Source organism: Herbinix hemicellulosilytica (assembly GCF_002904165.1).
In the GTDB taxonomy this organism is placed as follows: domain Bacteria; phylum Bacillota; class Clostridia; order Lachnospirales; family Lachnospiraceae; genus Mobilitalea; species Mobilitalea hemicellulosilytica.
The window spans coordinates 79,455-99,566 of sequence record NZ_CVTD020000016.1; the positions used below are offsets into that span (position 1 = coordinate 79,455).

Genomic DNA, 20,112 nt, shown 5'->3' on the forward strand with positions numbered 1-20,112 from the left:
GCCAAGTATATTCTATCATTATTGCACAAATACCTCAATTTAAAAAGTATAGGTTAAATATAAAAAATTATATATTTTAGTTTACATATATACTTATTTATATCATTTTATTCAAAAACTGCTTCCTGTACTGTAGTGGAGTTGTTCCTTTAATTTGTACAAATTTACTGATAAAATAATCGGTATTGTTAAAGCCCACAGCCTCTGCAATTTCATAGATTTTATCGTCGGTCCTAAGCAGTATCTCACAGGCTTTTTCAATTCTGTAATTATTCAGATAGTCCTTAAAAGAAACACCGAACTGTTTTTTGAATATCTGACCCAGATATGCCCTGTTAATGAAATATTTTTCACTTAAGGATTTTAAACTTATATTATGCATATAATTTTCCGTTATTTCCCGTTCAATATCGGCAAGAATTCCTCCAAAGACATTCTTTCTTAATGAATTAAGATAATCCGAAAACTCCAGAGCAAACTTTTTAAAATTGTTTACGCTTCCTCTTATGGCATATCCTCCCTGGCTTACCATCTTATAAATTTCCTCATAATCGAAATCAGAATCCAATTCTCTTGCAAGGCTAATTAAATTAAACAGAAAATAATCCATGCTTATCTTTATCATCTCAGGTTCGCCGGCTAATTCCTTAAAGTGAGTGTATAAATTTTCTACCGCCGAATTTATCTGTTCGATATCATTTTCTTCTATCACTTTAATAAGGTCATCTATAAGCTTTTTATCAACCGTATACTTTTCCGTACTGATTTTATCTTTTATTTCCTCATAAAAAGCAATATCCATAACTTTTGAATACAACTGAAAATTTTTTGCTATGGTAGTCGATTTGAAAGATTCGGAAATCAGGCTGATATCATCTACTTTTTGACCGATATAAAAATATATTTTAAACGATAATAATGAACTAATATTTATATGAAGTTTTTTTATGTAATCTTTTTCTTTAAGGCCTTCCATCTCTGCCAGTTTACCCGCATATATGAAACCGACAGAATAATCCCGGTTTGCATTACTTGGTATAAATACATGATGCCAGTGATTACCAAGACATTTTTTCACCGCATCATAAAGGCGGTTTTGCTCCCCGGCTTTTTCATCATCAGACAAATGATTGTATTTTTCGTCGGTTGTATCGTACTCAATGCTGATATACCTGATATTAGCCGTATCGGTTAAATACCTTTTTACATAATCAATACTTTCCCTGTCATATATTCCCGACATAAGAGCAGTCAAATGCCTTTCCAAAATAATTCGTTCCGACATCTGCTGCTTTTTTAAATTTTCAATATGCTGATAATAAGCCTCTTTATATTCTTCCAGCACTTTTATTAACTCTTCTCTTTGCACCGGTTTTAAAACATAATCCGCAACATCGTATTTTATAGCCTTTTTGGCATATTCAAACTCATAAAACCCGCTCAAAATAATAAATCTGATATTACTTGATATATGTTTACGTGTATATTCTATCAGTTCAAGCCCATCCATCTGCGGCATCTTGATATCGGTAATGACCAAGTCAATGTCCGTATTTTTCAATACATCAACCGCTTCATGTCCGTTTGATGCTTCCGCTGTAATCCGAAAACCGTATTGTTCCCAATCGATTAATATTCTAAGCCCCTGACGGATATACGGTTCATCATCCACGATCATAACTTTAATCATTTAAATTTCCTCCCTGTTCGGTATTTTGTGGTTTTCTTCGTTTTGGCTTTTTTCATAAATTATCGGTAACCATATCGATATATCCGTTCCTTTCTCAGGCTTACTGTCTATATCAATTCGCAAATTACCGTCACTGTACATTTTCAGTCGCAGGTAAGCGTTAAGTACTCCGGTACTCCTTGCTTCATAAAGCATTTCACTGCTTGCATTGGCTATCATAAATTTTAACTTGGAAAGCCTTTCTTCATCCATGCCTTTACCGTTATCTGAAATCTCAATCAGCAATTCCTTATCCTGTTTTGTAACGGTTACGGATATTACCCCTTCTTTATCGGTCATTTCCAACCCATGGATGCAGGCATTTTCAATAAAGGTACTGATAGACAATTTGGGAATCAGGCATTTTTTGCAGTCTTCCATAACATAGTGATAATATTTGATCTTATCACCAAATCTGTATCTCTGAATATGCATATAATTGTCGATAAATCCCATCTCTTCTTCAACTGTGATATAATCGTCTCCCCAAGTCATGCTCTTTCGGAATAAAACTGCAAGTTCACCGATTATATCCGCCGTTTCATGTTCATTTTTCAATAAACTTCTCATCCGAATAGATTCTAATGTGTTAAACAAAAAATGGGGATTTACCTGACTCTGCATAGCCTTAAGTTCAGCGTTCTTTTTTGCCAGTTCCAGTGCCTGTTTTTCTGCCTGGCCTTTAAAAACTACTTCTATAAGTTCTTTTATCCTTGAAACCATCAGATTATATCTGTTTATTAACTTGCCAATTTCGTCTTCCCCTTCATTTATATCAATAACTTCAAACTGTTCTTTTTCCACTTTACCCATATAAGCCGTTATAATTGAAAGCCGCTTACTTATGGATCTGCCCACAAAATATATCAAAACTGTCGGAATAAAAATACTAATAAGTATTATTGGGATTAGCCATTTATTCATATAGAGAACCGACCAAAAAGGAGTTTCTTCAGCCATTATAAGAATTTCCCATTCATCAAAACCCGTCTGAAAAGTCATAGACATGGTGGCATCTTCAGTCCTTACGGTGTTTGCAGGTTCAAATTCTTTAAGGCCGCTGGTTCCCGGTAAATTTGAAAACAAAATATAATCCTTATTTCTTACATAAATTTCACCTTCTATTTTTTCATTTAGGACATCTTTCAGCATATAGTTATAGTCCAGATCAACTTTAAGTATCTTTAACATTCCCCGTTTATCAAAGTTGTTCAGTTTTCTTATAACACTTATTGTTCTGCTGGTACCGCTTCCCGGGATATGCTTTTTTCCGCTGTCATAATAAGTATATAAGAAGATATCCTGTCCACTTTCGATATATGCCTTATACCAGTCTTCACTTTTTGCTGTTTCCAGTCTAGCTATACTGCCTCCGTTAACAAGAGTGTCATTATCCGCATAAATTACTATTTTATACATCCTTCCATAGTTATAATTGTAACTTATGCTTTTATATTTGAGCATTTCTGTATATTTTTCATAATAATCAAGATGGCTCTTATAATTATAGGAAAGAAATTCATCGAGTTTCTCGTCAGAATAAAGGTTATATGTAAATAAGATACATCCCTCTACGGTGTCGGTAAGATTGACCTTAATCCTCTCCATAGTATTGGTAAGATCCTTAAGATAGTCTTCCTGATAATTTTGATGAACCGTATACAGAATTATAGAATCGATTAATATGATAGGAATCAGTACACAAAAACAATAAATCAGGAGTAGTTTAGTCCTGATTTTAAAGTTATTAAAACTAAATCTTTTCATATCCATTATCCTTTATAAATTACACAACATGATTTACAAGATTAAAAATATTTACAACTTATTTTACATAATAAACGATAAAATAGCAAGTTAGTCCCATAAAAAATATATAATTTATTAGCTTTTTTATCAAAGAATTTAAGCAATATTTTAAACTCATCCATGTTTTTTTTAATACTTTGTTATAATATACACAAATATTTAAATTATATATGCCAAAATTATATAATCGTTATAAAACATGAAGTATCATGTAAAAAAGCTCCGGTACCGCCGAAAAAAATGGGTATATAGTACACCTAGCATATATTTCATGTTTTGACATAAAAATGAACTAAATTGTTTACAAATTATCTTTATTCTATCCATAATTTGAACATAATTTTGGTATATACTACAATCAGAAGGTGTTAAATACAATTTTTCACTCTCCTCCTCCCTACTTATATATAGATTCAAGGGTGTCTGTAAGCTCAGCTTATCAGACACCCTTTTGATTCATTTACTTTAATTATTTATTCAAATTATTATGAGTATTCCATAAATCTCCATTTTAAATTATTTATTTTACTTTTTTATTAATATAATTTAATTTATTTTTATTTTATATATCATTCACAAATTATACACATATTAGTTGTATATTATAACCATAGACAGTGTGAATAGCACTTCTACTCCCACCCTATCATACGTTATGGTAAACTAACACCCCTGTTATTTACCGAAAAAGTCGGCCTTAATGGCCGACTTTTTTACACTTTTTAAATAAATATTGTTGTTTATTAATAAAATATACAGATTCTATCCGACTACTGTTTTTTCCAGGTCTTCATCCATTCTCATCGGATTAACAGGCAGCTTGGTTATCCTGACCTGTCCTATCATTTTATTCATAGTTTCAAGAATGTCAAACTGATATCCGCCATACTGCAAAGTAGCCTTTTCACCGTCTGCAGGTATTCTGTCAAGAATTGATATTAAAAAGCCGTTTAATGTATCAAAATCTTCATTTTCAATTACTATATCAAGCTCTTCCTTCAGGTCTTCCAGGCTTATGGAACCTTTAACCACACAGGAATCATCTTCAACTGAAATTATCATCTTTTCTTCCATATCGTATTCATCCTGTATATTACCCACAATTTCTTCCAGAAAATCCTCCATAGCCACCAGTCCGGCAGTTTGTCCGTATTCATCGACAACTATGGCCATATGAATTTTCTTGGCTTGCATTTCCCGGAACAACAAATTGACACTTTGGGTTTCGGGTACAAAGTAAGGTTCTCTTGCTATTTCCTGCAGCGTTTTATTATTTTCGTCCCCGGATATGTATGCGGATATTACATCTTTCAAATGAAGAATTCCGACTATATTGTCCAAATTATCTACATATAATGGATATCTTGAATAGTTTTCCGAAAGCATTAATCTTAGTGCTTCTTTAAGTGAAATCTCGGCATCGATAGCTACAATACGTTTTTTATGAGTCATTATATCCTGGGCTTTCTTATCATCCAGTTCTATAATATTTGATATCATCTCCGCTTTCCCGGCATCGATTACACCTTGTTCATGGCCTTCATTTACTATGGAAATAATCTCTTCTTCTATTTCACCTTCATTTTTATCATCAGGATTTATTTTAAAAATCCTGAATATAAAGTTCATGATAATATCAAACAGAAAGCTGACCGGTGTAAAAATTAAGCATATAAGTTTAATAAGCCCTAATAACCTATAACTTAACTTCTCCGAATACTTGGCCGAAATTTTTTCCGGCAACACCACACCGAATACGGTCATGCAAAATACCAAAAAAATTATGAAAATAATACAAGATATATGGTATTTTATAGCCGGCAAAATATATTCTTCCGCATAAATCACTGTAATTGCCGATGTGCCGCATAACAATAAAGCCAAAGTATTTTGATATTTTGTGCCTTTTTCAATAAAAGCCAGAAGGCTTGCTGCTTTTTTATCACCCTTATCTGCTTTCTTTCTTATGCTGCTTTCATTTACATTTTCCAGTGCAGCTTTCATACAGGATATGATAGCCATAACAAGAATAAGCAGAATAACAGTCGAAATCCCCCATAAAGGACTGTCGCTATCCATTGTAAAAATAATCCCTTCCTTCTTAAATTAAAATAATATATTTTTAAAATATGTATCCAGTGAAAGACTAATAATCAGTGCCTTGTCAATTTTCTTCAATACCTCCTTATCCAAATGACATACTTTTTCCTTTAATCTTGATTTGTCTATAGTTCTTACCTGTTCAAGCAAAATAACAGAATCTTTAACGATACCATATTTATCGGCAGCCAGTTCCACATGGGTCGGAAGCTTGGCCTTATTCATCTTTGATGTTATTGCCGCACATATCACCGTCGGACTGTGCTTATTGCCCGTATCATTTTGGACTATCAATACCGGCCGGATACCTCCCTGCTCAGATCCTATAACCGGTCTTAAATCGGCATAGAAGATATCTCCTCTTTTAATTACCACTTTACTCACACTCCATTGCAAGCTTTTACTCTTATTATTGCCAGTTTCGTCGTGAGTATTCCATAAAGTGATATCTTTTTTATTCAATATGTAATATTTTAAATCTACAATTGAATAAAAAGTTTACCGATTACTTACTTTCTTCCTGGCTAAGAAAAACTCTGGGAATTCTTTTGCCGACGGTGCAAACCATTTCATACGGGAAGGAATGAGACCATAAAGCCAGTGTTTCCGCACTGATTACACAATCCCCGTCCTTTCCCAGTAAAGTTACGGTATCACCCTGGGTCACATCTTCTATATCTGTTACATCAACCATAAAATAATCCATACATATTCTTCCGATAATCGGCGCATATTTGCCGCGGATTATAACCTTTCCTACATTAGAAAGGTTTCTGGAATAGCCGTCTGCGTACCCCACCGGAATTGTAGCAACCTTTGTTTTTCTTTTGGTTATGTATGTAGAGCCGTAACTGATACCGGTACCTGGAGGAACTTCCTTAATATATACCACATGACTTTTTAATTCCATAGCAGGTATCAGATTTGCAAATGAATGGTTGACATACTCGGAAGGATATAATCCGTATGTTACTATTCCGCATCTGACCATTTCATACTGGGCATTAGGAAATTCGATAACACCTGCGCTGTTAGCCATATGCCGAATCGGAATATGTATGCCTTCATTTTCCAGCCGCCTGTAAAAATCATTAAATCTCCTGATTTGGTCGTTTACACTGCTTTTATCTTTTTCATCCGCATTGGCAAAATGAGAAAAAATTCCTTCTATATATAAACCTTTAAGGGTTGATATCTTTTTTATTTCCGTAATGCTTTCCTGTGAATCAGAAAAGCCAAGCCTAGACATGCCTGTGTCTACTTTTATATGAATTTTTGCGGTCTTTCCCTGTTTTATAGCTTCTTTTGACAGTTCTTGTGCCATTTCATACTGATAAACAGTCTGTATGACATCATAGGATACAACGAGATCAAATTGCTCTTTGGGGGTAAATCCCAGTATTAAAATAGGCTTTGTTATACCCGCCTTTCTAAGCTCAACTGCTTCTTCAATGATGGCAACTCCGAAGGCATCTGCCAGACCGTTTTCCAGCGCCTTTGAAACGGCGACAGCTCCGTGACCGTAAGCATCAGCCTTTACTATAACCATAAGTTTTGTATCTTTTTTTAGATGTCTTCTTATCTCATTTATATTGGAACGTATTGCATCAAGATTTATATTAACCTGCGCCCTGTAATAATCACACCTATCCAATTAACCTTCACCTAGTTTCTAAAATTGTATTTTGCTTATCATGCAGTATTTCTCCAATGGCATCGGCAATATCTCCCGCCATTACTGAATAAACACTTGATTTTTGGGCAGCCAATTCACCTGCCAACCCATGCATATATACGGCAAGGCAAGCCGCTTCATAAGCATCAAGCCCCTGTGCCGTAAGGGCCGCAATTATTCCCGTAAGCACATCACCGCTTCCTGCGGTAGCCATTCCGTTATTGCCTGAAATATTTATATATTTACCGCCGGGTCCCATTACAATTGTTCTGGCATTTTTTAAGACATATATTAATTTACTATTATAAAAATATTGATTTGCAATGTCAATTATATTATCTGTTATCTCGGATGCCGGAACGTTTAGAATCCTTGATAATTCTATGGGATGAGGGGTTAGAACCGAATTTTCAGGAAGCAAGGATTCGATTTTTTCCAAACGATCTTTAACAGATAAACTCTCCCTGTCTAACATCCCGGCAAGTATATTGATTGCATCAGCATCGATAACTAAAGGCTTTCTTTTATTTTTTACGACATCTAAAACAAATGTTAAAAGGTCTCTTGATTTATCAGATATACCAAGACCCGGACCGATAACAGACACATCAGCCCAGTCAAGCGCCTTAATTAAATTTCCCACTGATATAGATACACTTTCGCCTCTTCTGTTGCCATTCGAAATAATTTCATTTTCTTCATCATCTTCGTCATAATCATACGGCGCAAAAAGAGCTTCGGGAAGTAATGTCTGTATAACATTCCGGTTTTTTGCCGCGGTAAGTATCTTTACCATACCTGCTCCGGTTCTGTATGCAGCTTTGGCGGACAGATATGCGGCTCCTGCCATTCCCTCACTTCCGGCTATAACCAATACTTTGCCGAAAGTACCTTTATGTCCGTCACTTTTTCTGTAAGGAAGCCTGCAAAGATCTTCTTCCGTATAATAAAAAGCAGCGGGGCCTACCTGACGTAAGGCGATATCTGGAAATCCGATATCCGATACGGTTACTTTACCTGCATATGAAACTCCGGGATACATTAAAAGTCCCTGCTTCATATAACCGAAAGTTACCGTATAGTCTGCTTTTATGGCAGTTTTAAGCACTTTTCCGTTGTCAGCCGATATGCCGGAAGGTATATCTACCGAAAATACGATATGTTTGCCACCGTTTATTTCGTCAATTATTTCGGCAAATCCTCCGGTAACAGGTTTGGATAAACCGATACCAAAGATAGCATCGACTATTATATTATATTCACCGATGTTTATACTGTTATCAATTTTAATCCCCAATTTAGAAGCTATTTCAAGCTGCGTCTGCATCTCCCTGCTGCATTTTTCCCTGTCAAAAGTCAAAAGAATTGCAACCTCAAAACCTTGCATAAACAAGATTCTTGCGGCTGCAACTCCATCGGCTCCGTTATTTCCGGGACCGCATACTGCAAGTATACGATCCTCTTTTTTTATTACTTGCTTCATGACAGAAACAACTTCCAAAGCCGCCCTTTCCATCAGGACAAGAGACGGAATACCAATTACATCCATGGTATATATGTCAATTTGCTTCATTCTGTTTGAATCAACTATATATTTCATTTTTATACACCACTTTAACTTTCCATATATCCTTAATCAATTTTCTCGCCCACGACAAATGCATTTGCATAGTCTTTTGTATTTGTAATCGAAACGTGGATATATGATATCTGCCGGTCTTTGGCCATTTGAGCCGCTTTGCCGTATAAATTCACATAAGGTTTTCCCAGGCTGTCACGAAGTACTTCTATATCTTTCGGAGAAAATCCTCTGAAGCCTGTACCAAACATCTTGGCTACGGCTTCTTTTACGGCAAAATTCCCGGCAGCTTTCTGCCAGTTATTATCTATAAGCCTTACTTCGTCTTCGGTATAGCATTTATTAAGAAATCCTTCTTTTTCACAGGCTTTGCCGATCCGATTTATTTCAACCAGATCTACACCGATTCCTACTATCATTCAGAATCATTCCTTTATAATAGCTTGCAATAGTTATAATTTTTCCTGCATCTTGTCAAAAATGTCAATAATTTCTGCACCTAAAATATCATGCATATGAGAATAGATCTGTTTTGTCAAAGTTTCTAAGTCTTGTTTTAAAAGAATATTCCTTTTTAATTCTTCTCTTGTTTTTGCTATCCAGTCCGTTATCCTTTCCAGTTCTTTTCTGTTTTCGTAAATGTTATTATAGCAGACTTTAAGACTTTCCAGTAAAAGTTCCTCATTTGCTTCTTTAATTTTATCCGGAATTTCCCTTAGCTGCTCGGAAGCTTCTTTAATCTTGTCATTCAGCTTGTCAATATAACGTTTGTTCTTATCCATTCGCTTTTCTTTAGATTTGCTTATGTCTTCTTTTGTATCCATATTGACAATGATATCATCCAGGAAAGTTTTTTTGAGCTTTTTCATATCCTCTATATCGTTTATTAATTTTCCCTGGGTTTTTAACAGCTGATTGACTTTTTGCTCAAGCTCTTTTATACGTGCCGTCTTTTTTTCATCGGGAAACAGTTCATGCCATCTTGAATCCAAGGTCAAAATCGGAACCTTTTTATCCCGGATAATCGAATTAAAGTCAACTTTCATTCGTTTTCCCATAATCAACCTGCCTTGTAATAGTTTATATAATATTAATCGGCAAGTTTTCTTTTTTCTGATAGCTTATAGGACAATTTCATCAGACTGTCTGAAAGATGGACATTTTCAACCACTACATCATCCGGCAAATTAAGGTCTGTAGGGGCAAAATTCCATATTCCTTTGATACCCCATTTTACAAGATCAGCAGCCACCTGAGGCGCCTTTGCTTTGGGTACGGTCAAAGCTGCAATATCAATATCATTATTTTTTACAAAATCTTCTAACTCATCTACGTTTTTTATTTCAATACCCCTTATGGACATTCCCACCAGTCTGGGGTTAATATCAAAGATTCCCTTAACAAAAAAGCCTCTTCTTTCAAAATCCGCATAATTTGCCAGGGCCTGTCCCAAATTACCTGCACCGATAATTATTAAGCTGTACTGTTTTTCCAGCCCCAGAATTTTTCCAATTTCCGAATGTAGATATTCCACATTATAGCCATAGCCCTGCTGGCCGAAACCTCCGAAATTGTTTAAATCCTGCCTTATCTGGGATGCAGTCACTTTCATTTTCTCACTGAGTTCTTTTGAAGAAATACGGACAACATCCTTCTCAAGCAAATCCCCGAGATATCGGTAATATCTGGGCAATCTATTTATAACTGCTTTGGAAATCCTTTTTTTCTCCAATATATATCCTCCTTCCGGCTATGCGTCTATATGGTTTATTATATTTTATTGTTAATAATAAGTCAATCAATTGCTTATTTATGGATATGTCCATTTTCGGCATCCTTTACTTGATATTTATAATATGCTAAAATATAAAAAGTCATTATATTTTGGCAGTTGAGAAAGAGGTTATTATCATGGTTTTGTCATGTAACAATATATATAAATCTTTCGGTACGGAAGAAATATTAAAAGCCGTATCTTTTCATATTAACGAAAGAGAAAAAGCCGCTATTGTAGGTATAAACGGTGCGGGAAAGTCCACCTTGCTTAAAATCATAACAGGTGATCTTCAAGCCGATGAAGGCGAAGTAGTAATTGCCAAAGACACTTCTGTCGGATATCTTCCCCAGCATCAGGATTTAAAATCCGACTTTACAATATATGAGGAGATGTATAATGTAAGAAAAGATATAATCGAACTGGAAGAAAGAATTTTAAAACTTCAGGAACAGATGAAGCATGCACAGGGCAAAGAACTTGACCAAATGCTTAATACTTATACCAGGTTAAACCATGAATTTGAAGTTAAAAACGGATACGCATACAGAAGCGAAGTCACGGGCATATTAAAAGGCCTGGGATTTAGCGAAGATGATTTTAATAAAAAAGTAGATACCTTATCCGGAGGGCAAAAAACCAGAATCGCTCTCGGAAAACTGCTTCTTTCCAAGCCTGATATCCTGCTTCTTGATGAGCCGACAAACCATCTGGACCTGGTGTCTATAGCCTGGCTCGAAACCTTCCTGATAAATTATGACGGAAGCGTAATTATTGTGGCTCACGACCGCTATTTTCTGGATAAAGTTGTAACTAAGATCATTGAAATTGATCATCATAAAGCTCAAGTTTTTTTAGGCAACTATACTGATTATATAAAAAAGAAAGAACTCCAAAAGGAAATTCAGCTTAAAGCATATATTAACCAGCAAAGAGAAATTAAGCATCACGAGGAAGTAATAGCAAGGCTTCGCTCCTATAACCGTGAAAAATTCTTTAAAAGAGCAGAAAGCCGCCAGAAAATGCTTGATAAAATTGAACGTATAGAAAAGCCGGCGGAAAATATGCAAATGCATTTTTCCATTGAGCCAAGAATTATTTCCGGAAACGATGTCCTTCGGGTGGAAGGCTTAAGCAAGTCTTACGGCAACTTAAATTTATTTAAGGATATAAATTTCGAAATAAAAAGAGGCGAAAAAGTAGCCCTTATAGGCAATAACGGAACAGGAAAGACCACTATTTTAAAGATAATTACCGGATCTGTACAGGCGGATTCAGGTGATATATACCTGGGTTCAAAAGTACATATCGGCTATTATGACCAGGAGATGCAAAGCCTTGACCCGGAAAAAACTTTAATCGAAGAACTGCAGGATACCTACCCGCATCTTGACAATACAAGCATAAGAAATATACTGGCTGCTTTCCTTTTTACCGATGACGATGTTTTTAAGAAAATTAAAGACTTAAGCGGCGGTGAACGGGGAAGGGTTTCCCTGGCAAAGCTGATGTTATCCGAAGCTAATTTCCTTATCTTAGATGAGCCGACCAACCATCTGGACATTATCTCAAAAGAAATTCTTGAAAATGTCCTCAATTCCTACAGCGGCACCATACTGTATGTTTCCCACGACCGCTACTTTATTAACAGGACTGCAAGCAGAATCCTGGACCTGGCCGACGGGCGTATAATAAATTATCTGGGCGACTACGATTATTACCTTACTAAAAAAGCCGAATTGGAAGCCGCAAATTTGAACAAGTCGGCTAATACAGGTACAAAAACTACCCCTTGGGCGGTCAAAGAAAATGCAGCCGAAACAGGTAGTGTAAGTTCCAATAAGATGACATGGCTGCAGCAGAAAGAAGAACAGGCAAGGATAAGAAAGAGAAAAAATGACTTAAAAAAGGTTGAAGATGAAATCAGTGCCTTAGAAACAGAAAATGCCGAAATTGACGATCTTCTGGTCAGAGAAGATATTTATACGGATCCCCAAAAACTTATGGAGCTTCATAAAAGAAAGGAGCAGATTGAGGCAAGGCTTGAAGAACTTCTGAAGTTGTGGGAAAAACTGTCTATGGAGGATTTAAGCTGAAATTTGATATTCAATATATATTACTCTCTAAAATCCTATGGCAAAACATTTCGGTTATTTAGGTTTTCTGTCCTGCTAGCCTTATACTACTTCCTAATACAGGTTTATTATTCAGAATCAGAAATCCAATAATGCGAAACTATTCTTAACACTAATAAAAAAAGATATGATGAAAAGCAATTAAAGTCCCCTGCATTGAGAATTTTACCGAATTTCTCAATACAGGGGATTATTTTAGTATCTACAAACCCTGTTCTATAAGATTTTTTATGGTATTCATGATATGCTCGGTAGCCAGGGCTTCGGCCAATTTCCCGTCTCTTTTTTTAATGGCTTCCACAATGGCCGCATGCTCCTTGCTGGACTTTTCCGCCCGGTAAGGCATGGACAACGTTACCTTTCTTACCCTTTCCACATATTGGTGAAAATCAGACAATACATGGTTTAATATCTTGCTGCCCGATGCCTTATATATCAGTTCATGAAATTTATTATCCAGTTCTACCATCTGGTCATAATGGCCTCTTCCCGCATGGAAGTCCGACAGGTATAAAATTTCTTCCAATGCTTCAATTTGCGCTTCCGTTATGTTTTCGCAGGCCCATTTTGCACAAAGCCCTTCCAGATAAGACCTGATAATATAAATATCATGAATATCCTTTTTTGTAATTCCCGTTACATATGCCCCTTTGTTAGGAATTATGGTTACAAGTCCTTCCAGTTCCAATTGCCGAAGCGCTTCCCTTACCGGAGTCCGGCTTACACCCAGTTCCGCGGCAACGGCGTTTTCCTTCAGTTCTTCACTTTCTTTGTATTGGCCGGACAGGATTTTATCCCTTATCGCATTGTAAACCCTTCCCCCAAGGGTATATCTGTCGGCTGTTTCTTTCTGAAGATTATACTCTTCCAAGGAAATCCTCCTTATTATCCGAAACAATATTAAGATTGCTTAGGTGCGTACACTTTTATAAAACGGCAATTGTATCCATAAGATAATTTGTAAATTCCTCACCGGTGGCACCGGTATCTCTTCCTGTAATAACCAGTTTCTTTTCGGTTACGGTGCAAATATCCAGAGCACGGTAAAGTTTTTCAGCTTCCTTGGTATATCCGATATGGGATAAAAGCATAGCCCCGGCACGAATCATGCTGCTGGGATCGGCATAAATTTCTCTTCCTTCCTGTACCATTCTTGGAGCGGAACCGTGAATGGCTTCAAACATGGCATACCTTTTTCCGATATTGGCACTGCCGGCTGTTCCGACACCGCCCTGGAATTCCGCTGCCTCGTCGGTAAGGATATCCCCATACAGATTAGGAAGCACAAGTACCTGGAAGTCCTTCCTTCTCTTTTCGTCCACCAGTTTTGCTGTCATGATATCGATATACCAGTCATCGGCTGTGATGTCCGGATATTCTTTGGCAATCTTATAGAATATATCCAGGAATTTGCCGTCTGTTACTTTTATGATATTGGCTTTAGTTACTGCCGTAACTCTTGTTTTATTATTGTTTTTTGCATATTCAAAAGCCGCTCTTATAATTCTTTCACATCCCTGAGTAGTTACTACCGTAAAGTCTACTCCCAGATCTTCTGTCACATTGATGCCCTTGCTGCCTAAAGCATAGGCTCCTTCCGTATTCTCACGGAAAAATGTCCAGTCAATACCCTGCTCCGGAATTCTTACAGGCCTTACGTTGGCAAAGAGATCCAGTTCCTTTCTCATAGCCACATTGGCACTTTCAACATTGGGCCAGGGGTCTCCTTTTCTGGGAGTGGTAGTAGGGCCTTTAAGTATAACATGGCATTTCTTTATTTCTTCCAAAACTGCCGGAGGAATCGCAGCATTTTCTGCGGCTCTTCTTTCAATTGTAAGCCCTTCTATGTTACGAAAAACCACTTTACCTGCTTCAACATCGTCTTTCAGTAAATATTCCAGGACCCTTCTTGCCTGGCTTGTTATGGCGGGTCCTATACCGTCTCCCCCGCACACCCCTATAATTATCTGATCCAGGGACTTATAATCTATAAAATCACCCTGGTTTTTCATTTCTTCAACTCTTTGCAACTGCTCGGCAAGCAGTTTCCCAAATATTTCCTTAGCCTTTTCAATTTGCTCCGTTCTTAACATATTCGTCCTCCACATCTTTATTGTAATAATTTTATTGTAAGTTAAGGAATCTTCCTTGTCAACCGATCCTAAAATATGTACTTACCATGTGTCAATTCCAAGTTCTTCTTTTACTTTGCTTACTACATCCACCAGTTCCTCGTCGGTAATTACGGTAACCCTTCCCTCATCATATTCTTTGTCAACCCAATCTTTAACTTTTGCTACCAGCGGGTGATTTTTATCCAGGGCTTTATCCTCATTAAGCCTATAATAGCTGTTTATCCAGTGAGCAATTCCCGCAAGGCCGGAAGTATTTGATATGGCTACTCTGGGCGGGCGTTTAAGGAATTTTTCCGTATCAAAAATATTATAAATCTCTTCGTTCTTTAACAAACCGTCGGCATGAATTCCCGCTCTTGTTACGTTAAAATCTCTGCCTACAAAAGGTGTTCTTGAAGGGATCTTATAACCTATCTCTTTTTCATAGTACTCTGCTATCTCGGTAATAACCGTGGTATCCATGCCGTCTAAGGTCCCCTTTAACTGGGCATATTCAAATACCATGGCTTCCAAAGGCGTATTGCCCGTTCTTTCACCTATGCCGAAAAGTGAACAGTTAACAGCTGCGGCACCGTACAGCCATGCGGTGGTAGAATTAACGACAGCCTTATAAAAATCATTGTGACCGTGCCACTCCAGCCATTCGGACGGTACACCGGCATGGGCGGTTAAACCGTAAATGATACCCTGAACAGAACGGGGAATTACCGCTCCTGGGTAATTTACTCCATAACCCATGGTATCGCAGGCTCTTATTTTAACAGGCATATTATATTCCTTGCTTAACCTCATTAATTCATAACAAAACGGAATTACAAATCCATGAATATCGGATCTTGTGATATCTTCCAGATGACAACGGGGTATAACGCCTGTATCAAGACATTCCCTTACCACATTCAAATAATGGTCCATGGCTTCCTTTCTTGTCATCTTCATTTTATAAAAAATATGATAGTCAGAACAACTTACCAAAATACCTGTTTCCTTAAGGCCTATTTCTTTAACCAGTTCAAAGTCTTTTTTACTGGCCCTGATCCATGAGGTAACTTCAGGATATTTGTATCCCTTTTCCAGGCATTTATATACGGCATCCCTGTCTTTCTTGCTGTATAAGAAAAACTCACACTGGCGTATTATTCCCTTGGGCCCGCCAAGCCGGTGCAGGTACTCATACAATGTCACGATCTGTTCTGTAGTATAGGGAGCTCTGGATTGCTGCCCGTCTCTGAATGTTGTATCGGTAATGAATATTTCTTTTGGGAAATTGTGTGGTACTATTCTGTCGTTGAATGCAATTTTCGGGACTTCATCATAAGGAAACAAATTGCGAAACGTATTAGGCTCATCGACATCAACCAGTCTGTAGATGGGCTCTTCCAGCTGAAGCAGGTTATTTTGCGGATTAATAGTTACTTTTCTCTGTTCCATTGTCTACTCTCCACTCCCTTGTATTTTTATTCACAATCATGATTTGTATAATTGTATACAATAATACATGTAATGTCAATCCTGAATTTGAAAATATTACCCTTTAAAATAAAAAAATCGCAGTTGCAGACCTAAGCCCGTTTAACAAAGATATTTACGATAAGCTAAAGTCTGTTCTGCGAATGTAGATACCAATAGAAATCAATTTTATTAAGTATATTTACTTAGAAAAATATGGGAGTATATACGGATATATGTATAAATATCAAATCATCGAAGATTTCAATAAACTTAATGAAGTTCCAAATCCAAAAGCCAGAAACAATGCAGATTTTAATGAAAATACGGGAAAAATCACTGCCAAAACAATGGCTACGGACATAACAAATATTCTTATACTTACGGCTATAATTTTTTTCATACCGTACAACTCCCCTGCTTCCATATATTTACTATTATTTCAATATTATAAAAGCAATTTAACGTATGTCAACTAAATTTTTCATACAAAAACTGCCCAATAAGTTTAACATACTCTCGGACAGATTTTTGTGATTATTTGCTTATTAGAGGTATACTAAAATGAATAATTTAATATCAGATAATTTACATTTAAACAAGTTACAAAATAACTAATATTAGTTCATAAATAATAGGTACTACTATGGCCGGCAAAAGATTTCCGGTTTTTATTTTCTTACCGAAAATCATATTTATACCTATTGCAAAAATAAGTATAGACCCAATAAAAGAAAGATTTGACACCAGCCTCTGTGTTAAAAACGGTTCGATAATTCCCGCAGCAAAAGTAATAATCCCCTGATATAAACCTACGGGAATTACTGAGAAAAATACGCCTATACCAAATGTAGATGCAAAAAATATGGCGGTTACTCCGTCTATAAGGCCTTTGGCAAGAAGCATGGACGGATCTGCAGAAAGTCCGTCTTTAATTGAACCTATAATAGCCATAGCTCCTACACAAAACAGCAGGGAACTGTTTACAAAGCTCTCCACAAATCCTTTTTCCTTGCCGTTTGAAAGTTTTAACTTGCCTTTTAGCCAAACGCCGACCCTGTCAAGTTTTTCTTCAATATTGACAGCCTCACCGATCAGGCTGCCTATTGCTAAAGACACTATCATCAGCATCATATTGGAACCGGACAATTTCCCGTCATCCACCACGAGAAGGCCTTCCAATGCTCCTACAATACCTATAAACATCACCGCAAGCCCAAGAGCACTCATAATAGTTTCCTGAAAGCGCTGCTTAAGGCCCCCTTTTATCAGTAGTCCTACGGTTGAGCCGATCAAAATTAAAGCTATATTACCTAATGTACCTAATCCTATCATAATTATCCAGCACCGGATTACCGGCTATCCTCCCTGTCATACTATACAAGCCCAGTCGTTTGCTCAACTTCCCTCATGGCAAGTATAGTTTTTTCAAAAAGCTTGTCCAATTCCCAGCCAAGCATATTGGCCCCGTTGCTTATAACCTCCCTGGAGCAGCCGGCAGCAAACTTTGGCGTTTTAAATTTCTTTTTTACCGAACTTACTTCAAGGTCCATTGTGCTTTTTGAAGGCCGCATAATGGCTGTGGCCCCAATTAAACCCGTAAGCTCATCTACCGCATACAGAACTTTTTCCATCTCATGTTCCGGTTTTATATCGCAGCAGATACCGTATCCGTGGCTTGCCACCGCATGAATAAGTCTTTCATCCAGCCCTCGGTCTCTCATAATTTCCTGAACTTTTATGCAATGCTCATCAGGGTACATCTCAAAATCAAGATCATGAAGAAGACCGACTACTCCCCAAAAATCCTCTTCTCCATGACCTAACTCCCGGGCAAAATATTTCATAACCCCTTCAACGATTCTGGCGTGTTTTAAATGGAATTCATCCTTATTGAATTCGCATAACAAATCCCAGGCTTCTTCTCTGGTAGGTATTTTTCCCATTGTCATCATCCTTCCGCTTATTTTACATAATGCATATTTATTCGTTAAGTATGAATATACAACAATGAAAAAGGAATTACAAGCCCTATCTGTCATTTAGTCCGACCAAATCTTTAATAACTTCACCGGCTATAATAAGTCCTGCAACCGAAGGAACAAAGGCAACACTTCCGGGTATCTGCCTTCTTGCCGTACATTTTCTTGCTGTTCCGGGAGGGCATATGCAATTGCTTTTACAGCTTATCCTCATATCCTCTACGGGTTTCATAGCCGGTTCTTTTGAATATACTACCTTAAGAGATTCGATTCCTCTTGCTTTCAGCTCTTTTCTCATTACTTTTGCCAGAGGACAAATAGATGTTTTATATATATCCGCCACCTCAAACTTCGTGGGATCAAGTTTATTTCCCGCGCCCATGCAGCTTATTACCGGAACATTTTTTTCTTTGCATCGTACTATTATCTCTATTTTACCCGATACCGTATCTATGGCATCCACCACATAATCGTACTGCGAGAACTCAAACTGATCGGCAGTTTCTTTTGTAAAGAAACACTGATGAGTTACCACCTGGGCTTTCGGATTAATCTCCAGTATCCTTTCTTTCATAACCTCGACTTTAGATTTTCCTACGGTTTTTCTAGTAGCTATAAGCTGCCTGTTAAGATTAGTCAGACACACTTTATCGTCGTCAATCAGATCTATGTATCCGACTCCGCTTCTTGCCAGAGCTTCCACAGTAAAACTGCCGACCCCTCCGATACCAAACACAGCAACTCTTGAATTATTTAGCTTTTCCATAGCTTCTTTACCAAGCAATAATTCTGTTCTTGAAAATTGGTTAAGCATTAATATCCTCCCAAAAAATAAATCCAGTTTATATTATATAAATTTATAGGGTGCTGCCATATGAAGGAAAACCCTGCTATAGCAACACCCCGGTTTTTAGCTTATTTCTTCAAAGTCTTCCTTACCGACACCGCAAAGAGGGCAAACCCAGTCATCAGGAAGATCTTCCCACTTAGTTCCGGGAGCTATTCCGTTATCGGGATCGCCCAATTCTTCATCATAAATGTAACCACAAGCAGTACACTCAAATTTTCTCATAATAATATACCTCCATATGTTAGTAAATATTATTAGTTACACTTTATGTATACCACAATACTTTTAAAATCTCAAGCACCATTCTACCCAAGCGTCATATATTTCTTGCCCATCGGCTCCGAATGCTGTTTTACAGTCTCCGGTTTTGGCAAATTCGCCTACCCAAATATTCAACTTTTTTTCTTCATTTATACCTAGCAATTCGGCCAATTCTTTTGCCCTAATTTCAGCAAACTTAAACGTATCTTTTGCAGCGTTTTTTCTTTCTCTTAAAAGACGTTTACCCACAGCCCTTTAATTACCCTCATTTTAACATTCCCCATTTTACGGTTTTTAATTCTAAATTTCAAGATTTAAAATTTGATCGTAATCAAAATACTTAAAAAAAATGGACTTAAGCCAAATTTTGTGATATATTATATTATCATAAAATTATATGGAGGAATGCATATGAAAGCAAAAATAGATCGCGACGGATGCATCGGATGCGGATTATGCGCCGCCACATGCCCGGAAGTATTTAGAATAGACGACGAAGGACTGGCCGAGGTCTATACAGATCCCATTCCTGAAGGAGCTGAAGCTTCAGCCAAGGAAGCAGCCGACAATTGTCCCGTAGGAGTAATTTCTGTTGAATAGTACATATAAAAATTAATTTTGAATTAATTTAATT

General features: G+C 37.0%; 20 protein-coding genes. 2 read left to right on the forward strand and 18 right to left on the reverse strand.

All coding sequences use genetic code 11. The features are described 5' to 3' along the window. Nucleotides 1-97: 97 nt before the first annotated feature. From HHT355_RS07485 to HHT355_RS07525, 9 genes are all read right to left on the reverse strand, one after another. Nucleotides 98-1,690 carry a response regulator transcription factor gene (locus HHT355_RS07485; protein ID WP_103202818.1) on the reverse strand — a complete coding sequence of 531 codons (1,593 nt, stop codon included), beginning with the start codon at nucleotides 1,688-1,690 and terminating at the stop codon, nucleotides 98-100. Then, the gene (locus HHT355_RS07490) at nucleotides 1,691-3,496 is read right to left on the reverse strand and encodes a sensor histidine kinase (protein ID WP_158245925.1); all 1,806 of its coding nucleotides are present in this window, start codon (nucleotides 3,494-3,496) and stop codon (nucleotides 1,691-1,693) included. It abuts the gene before it with no gap. Nucleotides 3,497-4,300: 804 nt separating this feature from the next. Continuing rightward, nucleotides 4,301-5,617 carry a hemolysin family protein gene (locus tag HHT355_RS07495; protein WP_103202820.1) on the reverse strand — a complete coding sequence of 439 codons (1,317 nt, stop codon included), beginning with the start codon at nucleotides 5,615-5,617 and terminating at the stop codon, nucleotides 4,301-4,303. 27 nt (nucleotides 5,618-5,644) lie between these two features. Continuing rightward, nucleotides 5,645-6,013: a type II toxin-antitoxin system PemK/MazF family toxin gene (locus HHT355_RS07500; RefSeq protein WP_103202821.1), complete on the reverse strand. Its 369-nt coding sequence runs from the start codon at nucleotides 6,011-6,013 to the stop codon at nucleotides 5,645-5,647. 130 nt (nucleotides 6,014-6,143) lie between these two features. Continuing rightward, on the reverse strand, nucleotides 6,144-7,292 hold the full coding sequence (gene alr / locus HHT355_RS07505) for an alanine racemase (protein ID WP_103202822.1): 1,149 nt from the start codon (nucleotides 7,290-7,292) through the stop codon (nucleotides 6,144-6,146). 7 nt (nucleotides 7,293-7,299) lie between these two features. Continuing rightward, the gene (locus HHT355_RS07510) at nucleotides 7,300-8,913 is read right to left on the reverse strand and encodes an NAD(P)H-hydrate dehydratase (RefSeq protein WP_103202823.1); all 1,614 of its coding nucleotides are present in this window, start codon (nucleotides 8,911-8,913) and stop codon (nucleotides 7,300-7,302) included. Nucleotides 8,914-8,945: 32 nt separating this feature from the next. After that, nucleotides 8,946-9,311 (reverse strand): holo-ACP synthase, encoded by a 366-nt coding sequence (gene acpS, locus HHT355_RS07515; protein WP_103202824.1) that lies wholly within the window; start codon nucleotides 9,309-9,311, stop codon nucleotides 8,946-8,948. A gap of 33 nt (nucleotides 9,312-9,344) precedes the next feature. After that, complete coding sequence (locus HHT355_RS07520; protein WP_103202825.1) at nucleotides 9,345-9,950, reverse strand: hypothetical protein; 606 nt, start codon at nucleotides 9,948-9,950, stop codon at nucleotides 9,345-9,347. 32 nt (nucleotides 9,951-9,982) lie between these two features. After that, entirely contained in the window at nucleotides 9,983-10,624 is a 642-nt protein-coding gene (locus HHT355_RS07525) for a redox-sensing transcriptional repressor Rex (protein WP_103202826.1), read from the reverse strand. 179 nt (nucleotides 10,625-10,803) lie between these two features. Between HHT355_RS07525 and HHT355_RS07530 the strand changes: the two genes are divergently transcribed. Further along, nucleotides 10,804-12,762, forward strand: a complete 1,959-nt coding sequence (locus HHT355_RS07530) for an ABC-F family ATP-binding cassette domain-containing protein (RefSeq protein ID WP_103202827.1) — start codon at nucleotides 10,804-10,806, stop codon at nucleotides 12,760-12,762. A 241-nt stretch (nucleotides 12,763-13,003) separates the two neighbouring features. Here the strand turns inward: HHT355_RS07530 and HHT355_RS07535 are convergent, their stop codons facing one another. The 9 genes from HHT355_RS07535 to HHT355_RS07575 form a co-directional block, all read right to left on the reverse strand. Further along, nucleotides 13,004-13,672, reverse strand: a complete 669-nt coding sequence (locus HHT355_RS07535; RefSeq protein WP_103202828.1) for a GntR family transcriptional regulator — start codon at nucleotides 13,670-13,672, stop codon at nucleotides 13,004-13,006. Between the two features lie 55 nt (nucleotides 13,673-13,727). Beyond that, nucleotides 13,728-14,894: an isocitrate/isopropylmalate dehydrogenase family protein gene (locus HHT355_RS07540; protein ID WP_103202829.1), complete on the reverse strand. Its 1,167-nt coding sequence runs from the start codon at nucleotides 14,892-14,894 to the stop codon at nucleotides 13,728-13,730. 81 nt (nucleotides 14,895-14,975) lie between these two features. Further along, complete coding sequence (locus HHT355_RS07545; protein WP_103202830.1) at nucleotides 14,976-16,367, reverse strand: beta/alpha barrel domain-containing protein; 1,392 nt, start codon at nucleotides 16,365-16,367, stop codon at nucleotides 14,976-14,978. 265 nt (nucleotides 16,368-16,632) lie between these two features. Further along, nucleotides 16,633-16,788: a hypothetical protein gene (locus tag HHT355_RS13625; protein ID WP_158245926.1), complete on the reverse strand. Its 156-nt coding sequence runs from the start codon at nucleotides 16,786-16,788 to the stop codon at nucleotides 16,633-16,635. Nucleotides 16,789-16,988: 200 nt separating this feature from the next. Next, nucleotides 16,989-17,720, reverse strand: coding sequence for a DUF554 domain-containing protein (locus tag HHT355_RS07555; protein ID WP_103202832.1), 732 nt, complete (start codon nucleotides 17,718-17,720; stop codon nucleotides 16,989-16,991). 41 nt (nucleotides 17,721-17,761) lie between these two features. After that, the gene (locus HHT355_RS07560) at nucleotides 17,762-18,331 is read right to left on the reverse strand and encodes a hydrolase (protein WP_103202833.1); all 570 of its coding nucleotides are present in this window, start codon (nucleotides 18,329-18,331) and stop codon (nucleotides 17,762-17,764) included. 85 nt (nucleotides 18,332-18,416) lie between these two features. Then, nucleotides 18,417-19,181, reverse strand: coding sequence for a tRNA threonylcarbamoyladenosine dehydratase (locus HHT355_RS07565; protein ID WP_103202834.1), 765 nt, complete (start codon nucleotides 19,179-19,181; stop codon nucleotides 18,417-18,419). Between the two features lie 96 nt (nucleotides 19,182-19,277). After that, the gene (gene rd, locus HHT355_RS07570) at nucleotides 19,278-19,439 is read right to left on the reverse strand and encodes a rubredoxin (protein WP_103202835.1); all 162 of its coding nucleotides are present in this window, start codon (nucleotides 19,437-19,439) and stop codon (nucleotides 19,278-19,280) included. 63 nt (nucleotides 19,440-19,502) lie between these two features. Next, on the reverse strand, nucleotides 19,503-19,727 hold the full coding sequence (locus HHT355_RS07575; protein WP_103202836.1) for a hypothetical protein: 225 nt from the start codon (nucleotides 19,725-19,727) through the stop codon (nucleotides 19,503-19,505). A 162-nt stretch (nucleotides 19,728-19,889) separates the two neighbouring features. Here HHT355_RS07575 and HHT355_RS07580 point away from each other — a divergent pair, with 162 nt between their 5' ends. After that, a complete protein-coding gene (locus HHT355_RS07580) occupies nucleotides 19,890-20,078 on the forward strand; it encodes a ferredoxin (RefSeq protein WP_103202837.1) in 189 nt (62 codons plus the stop codon). The last annotated feature ends 34 nt before the right edge of the window (nucleotides 20,079-20,112 follow it).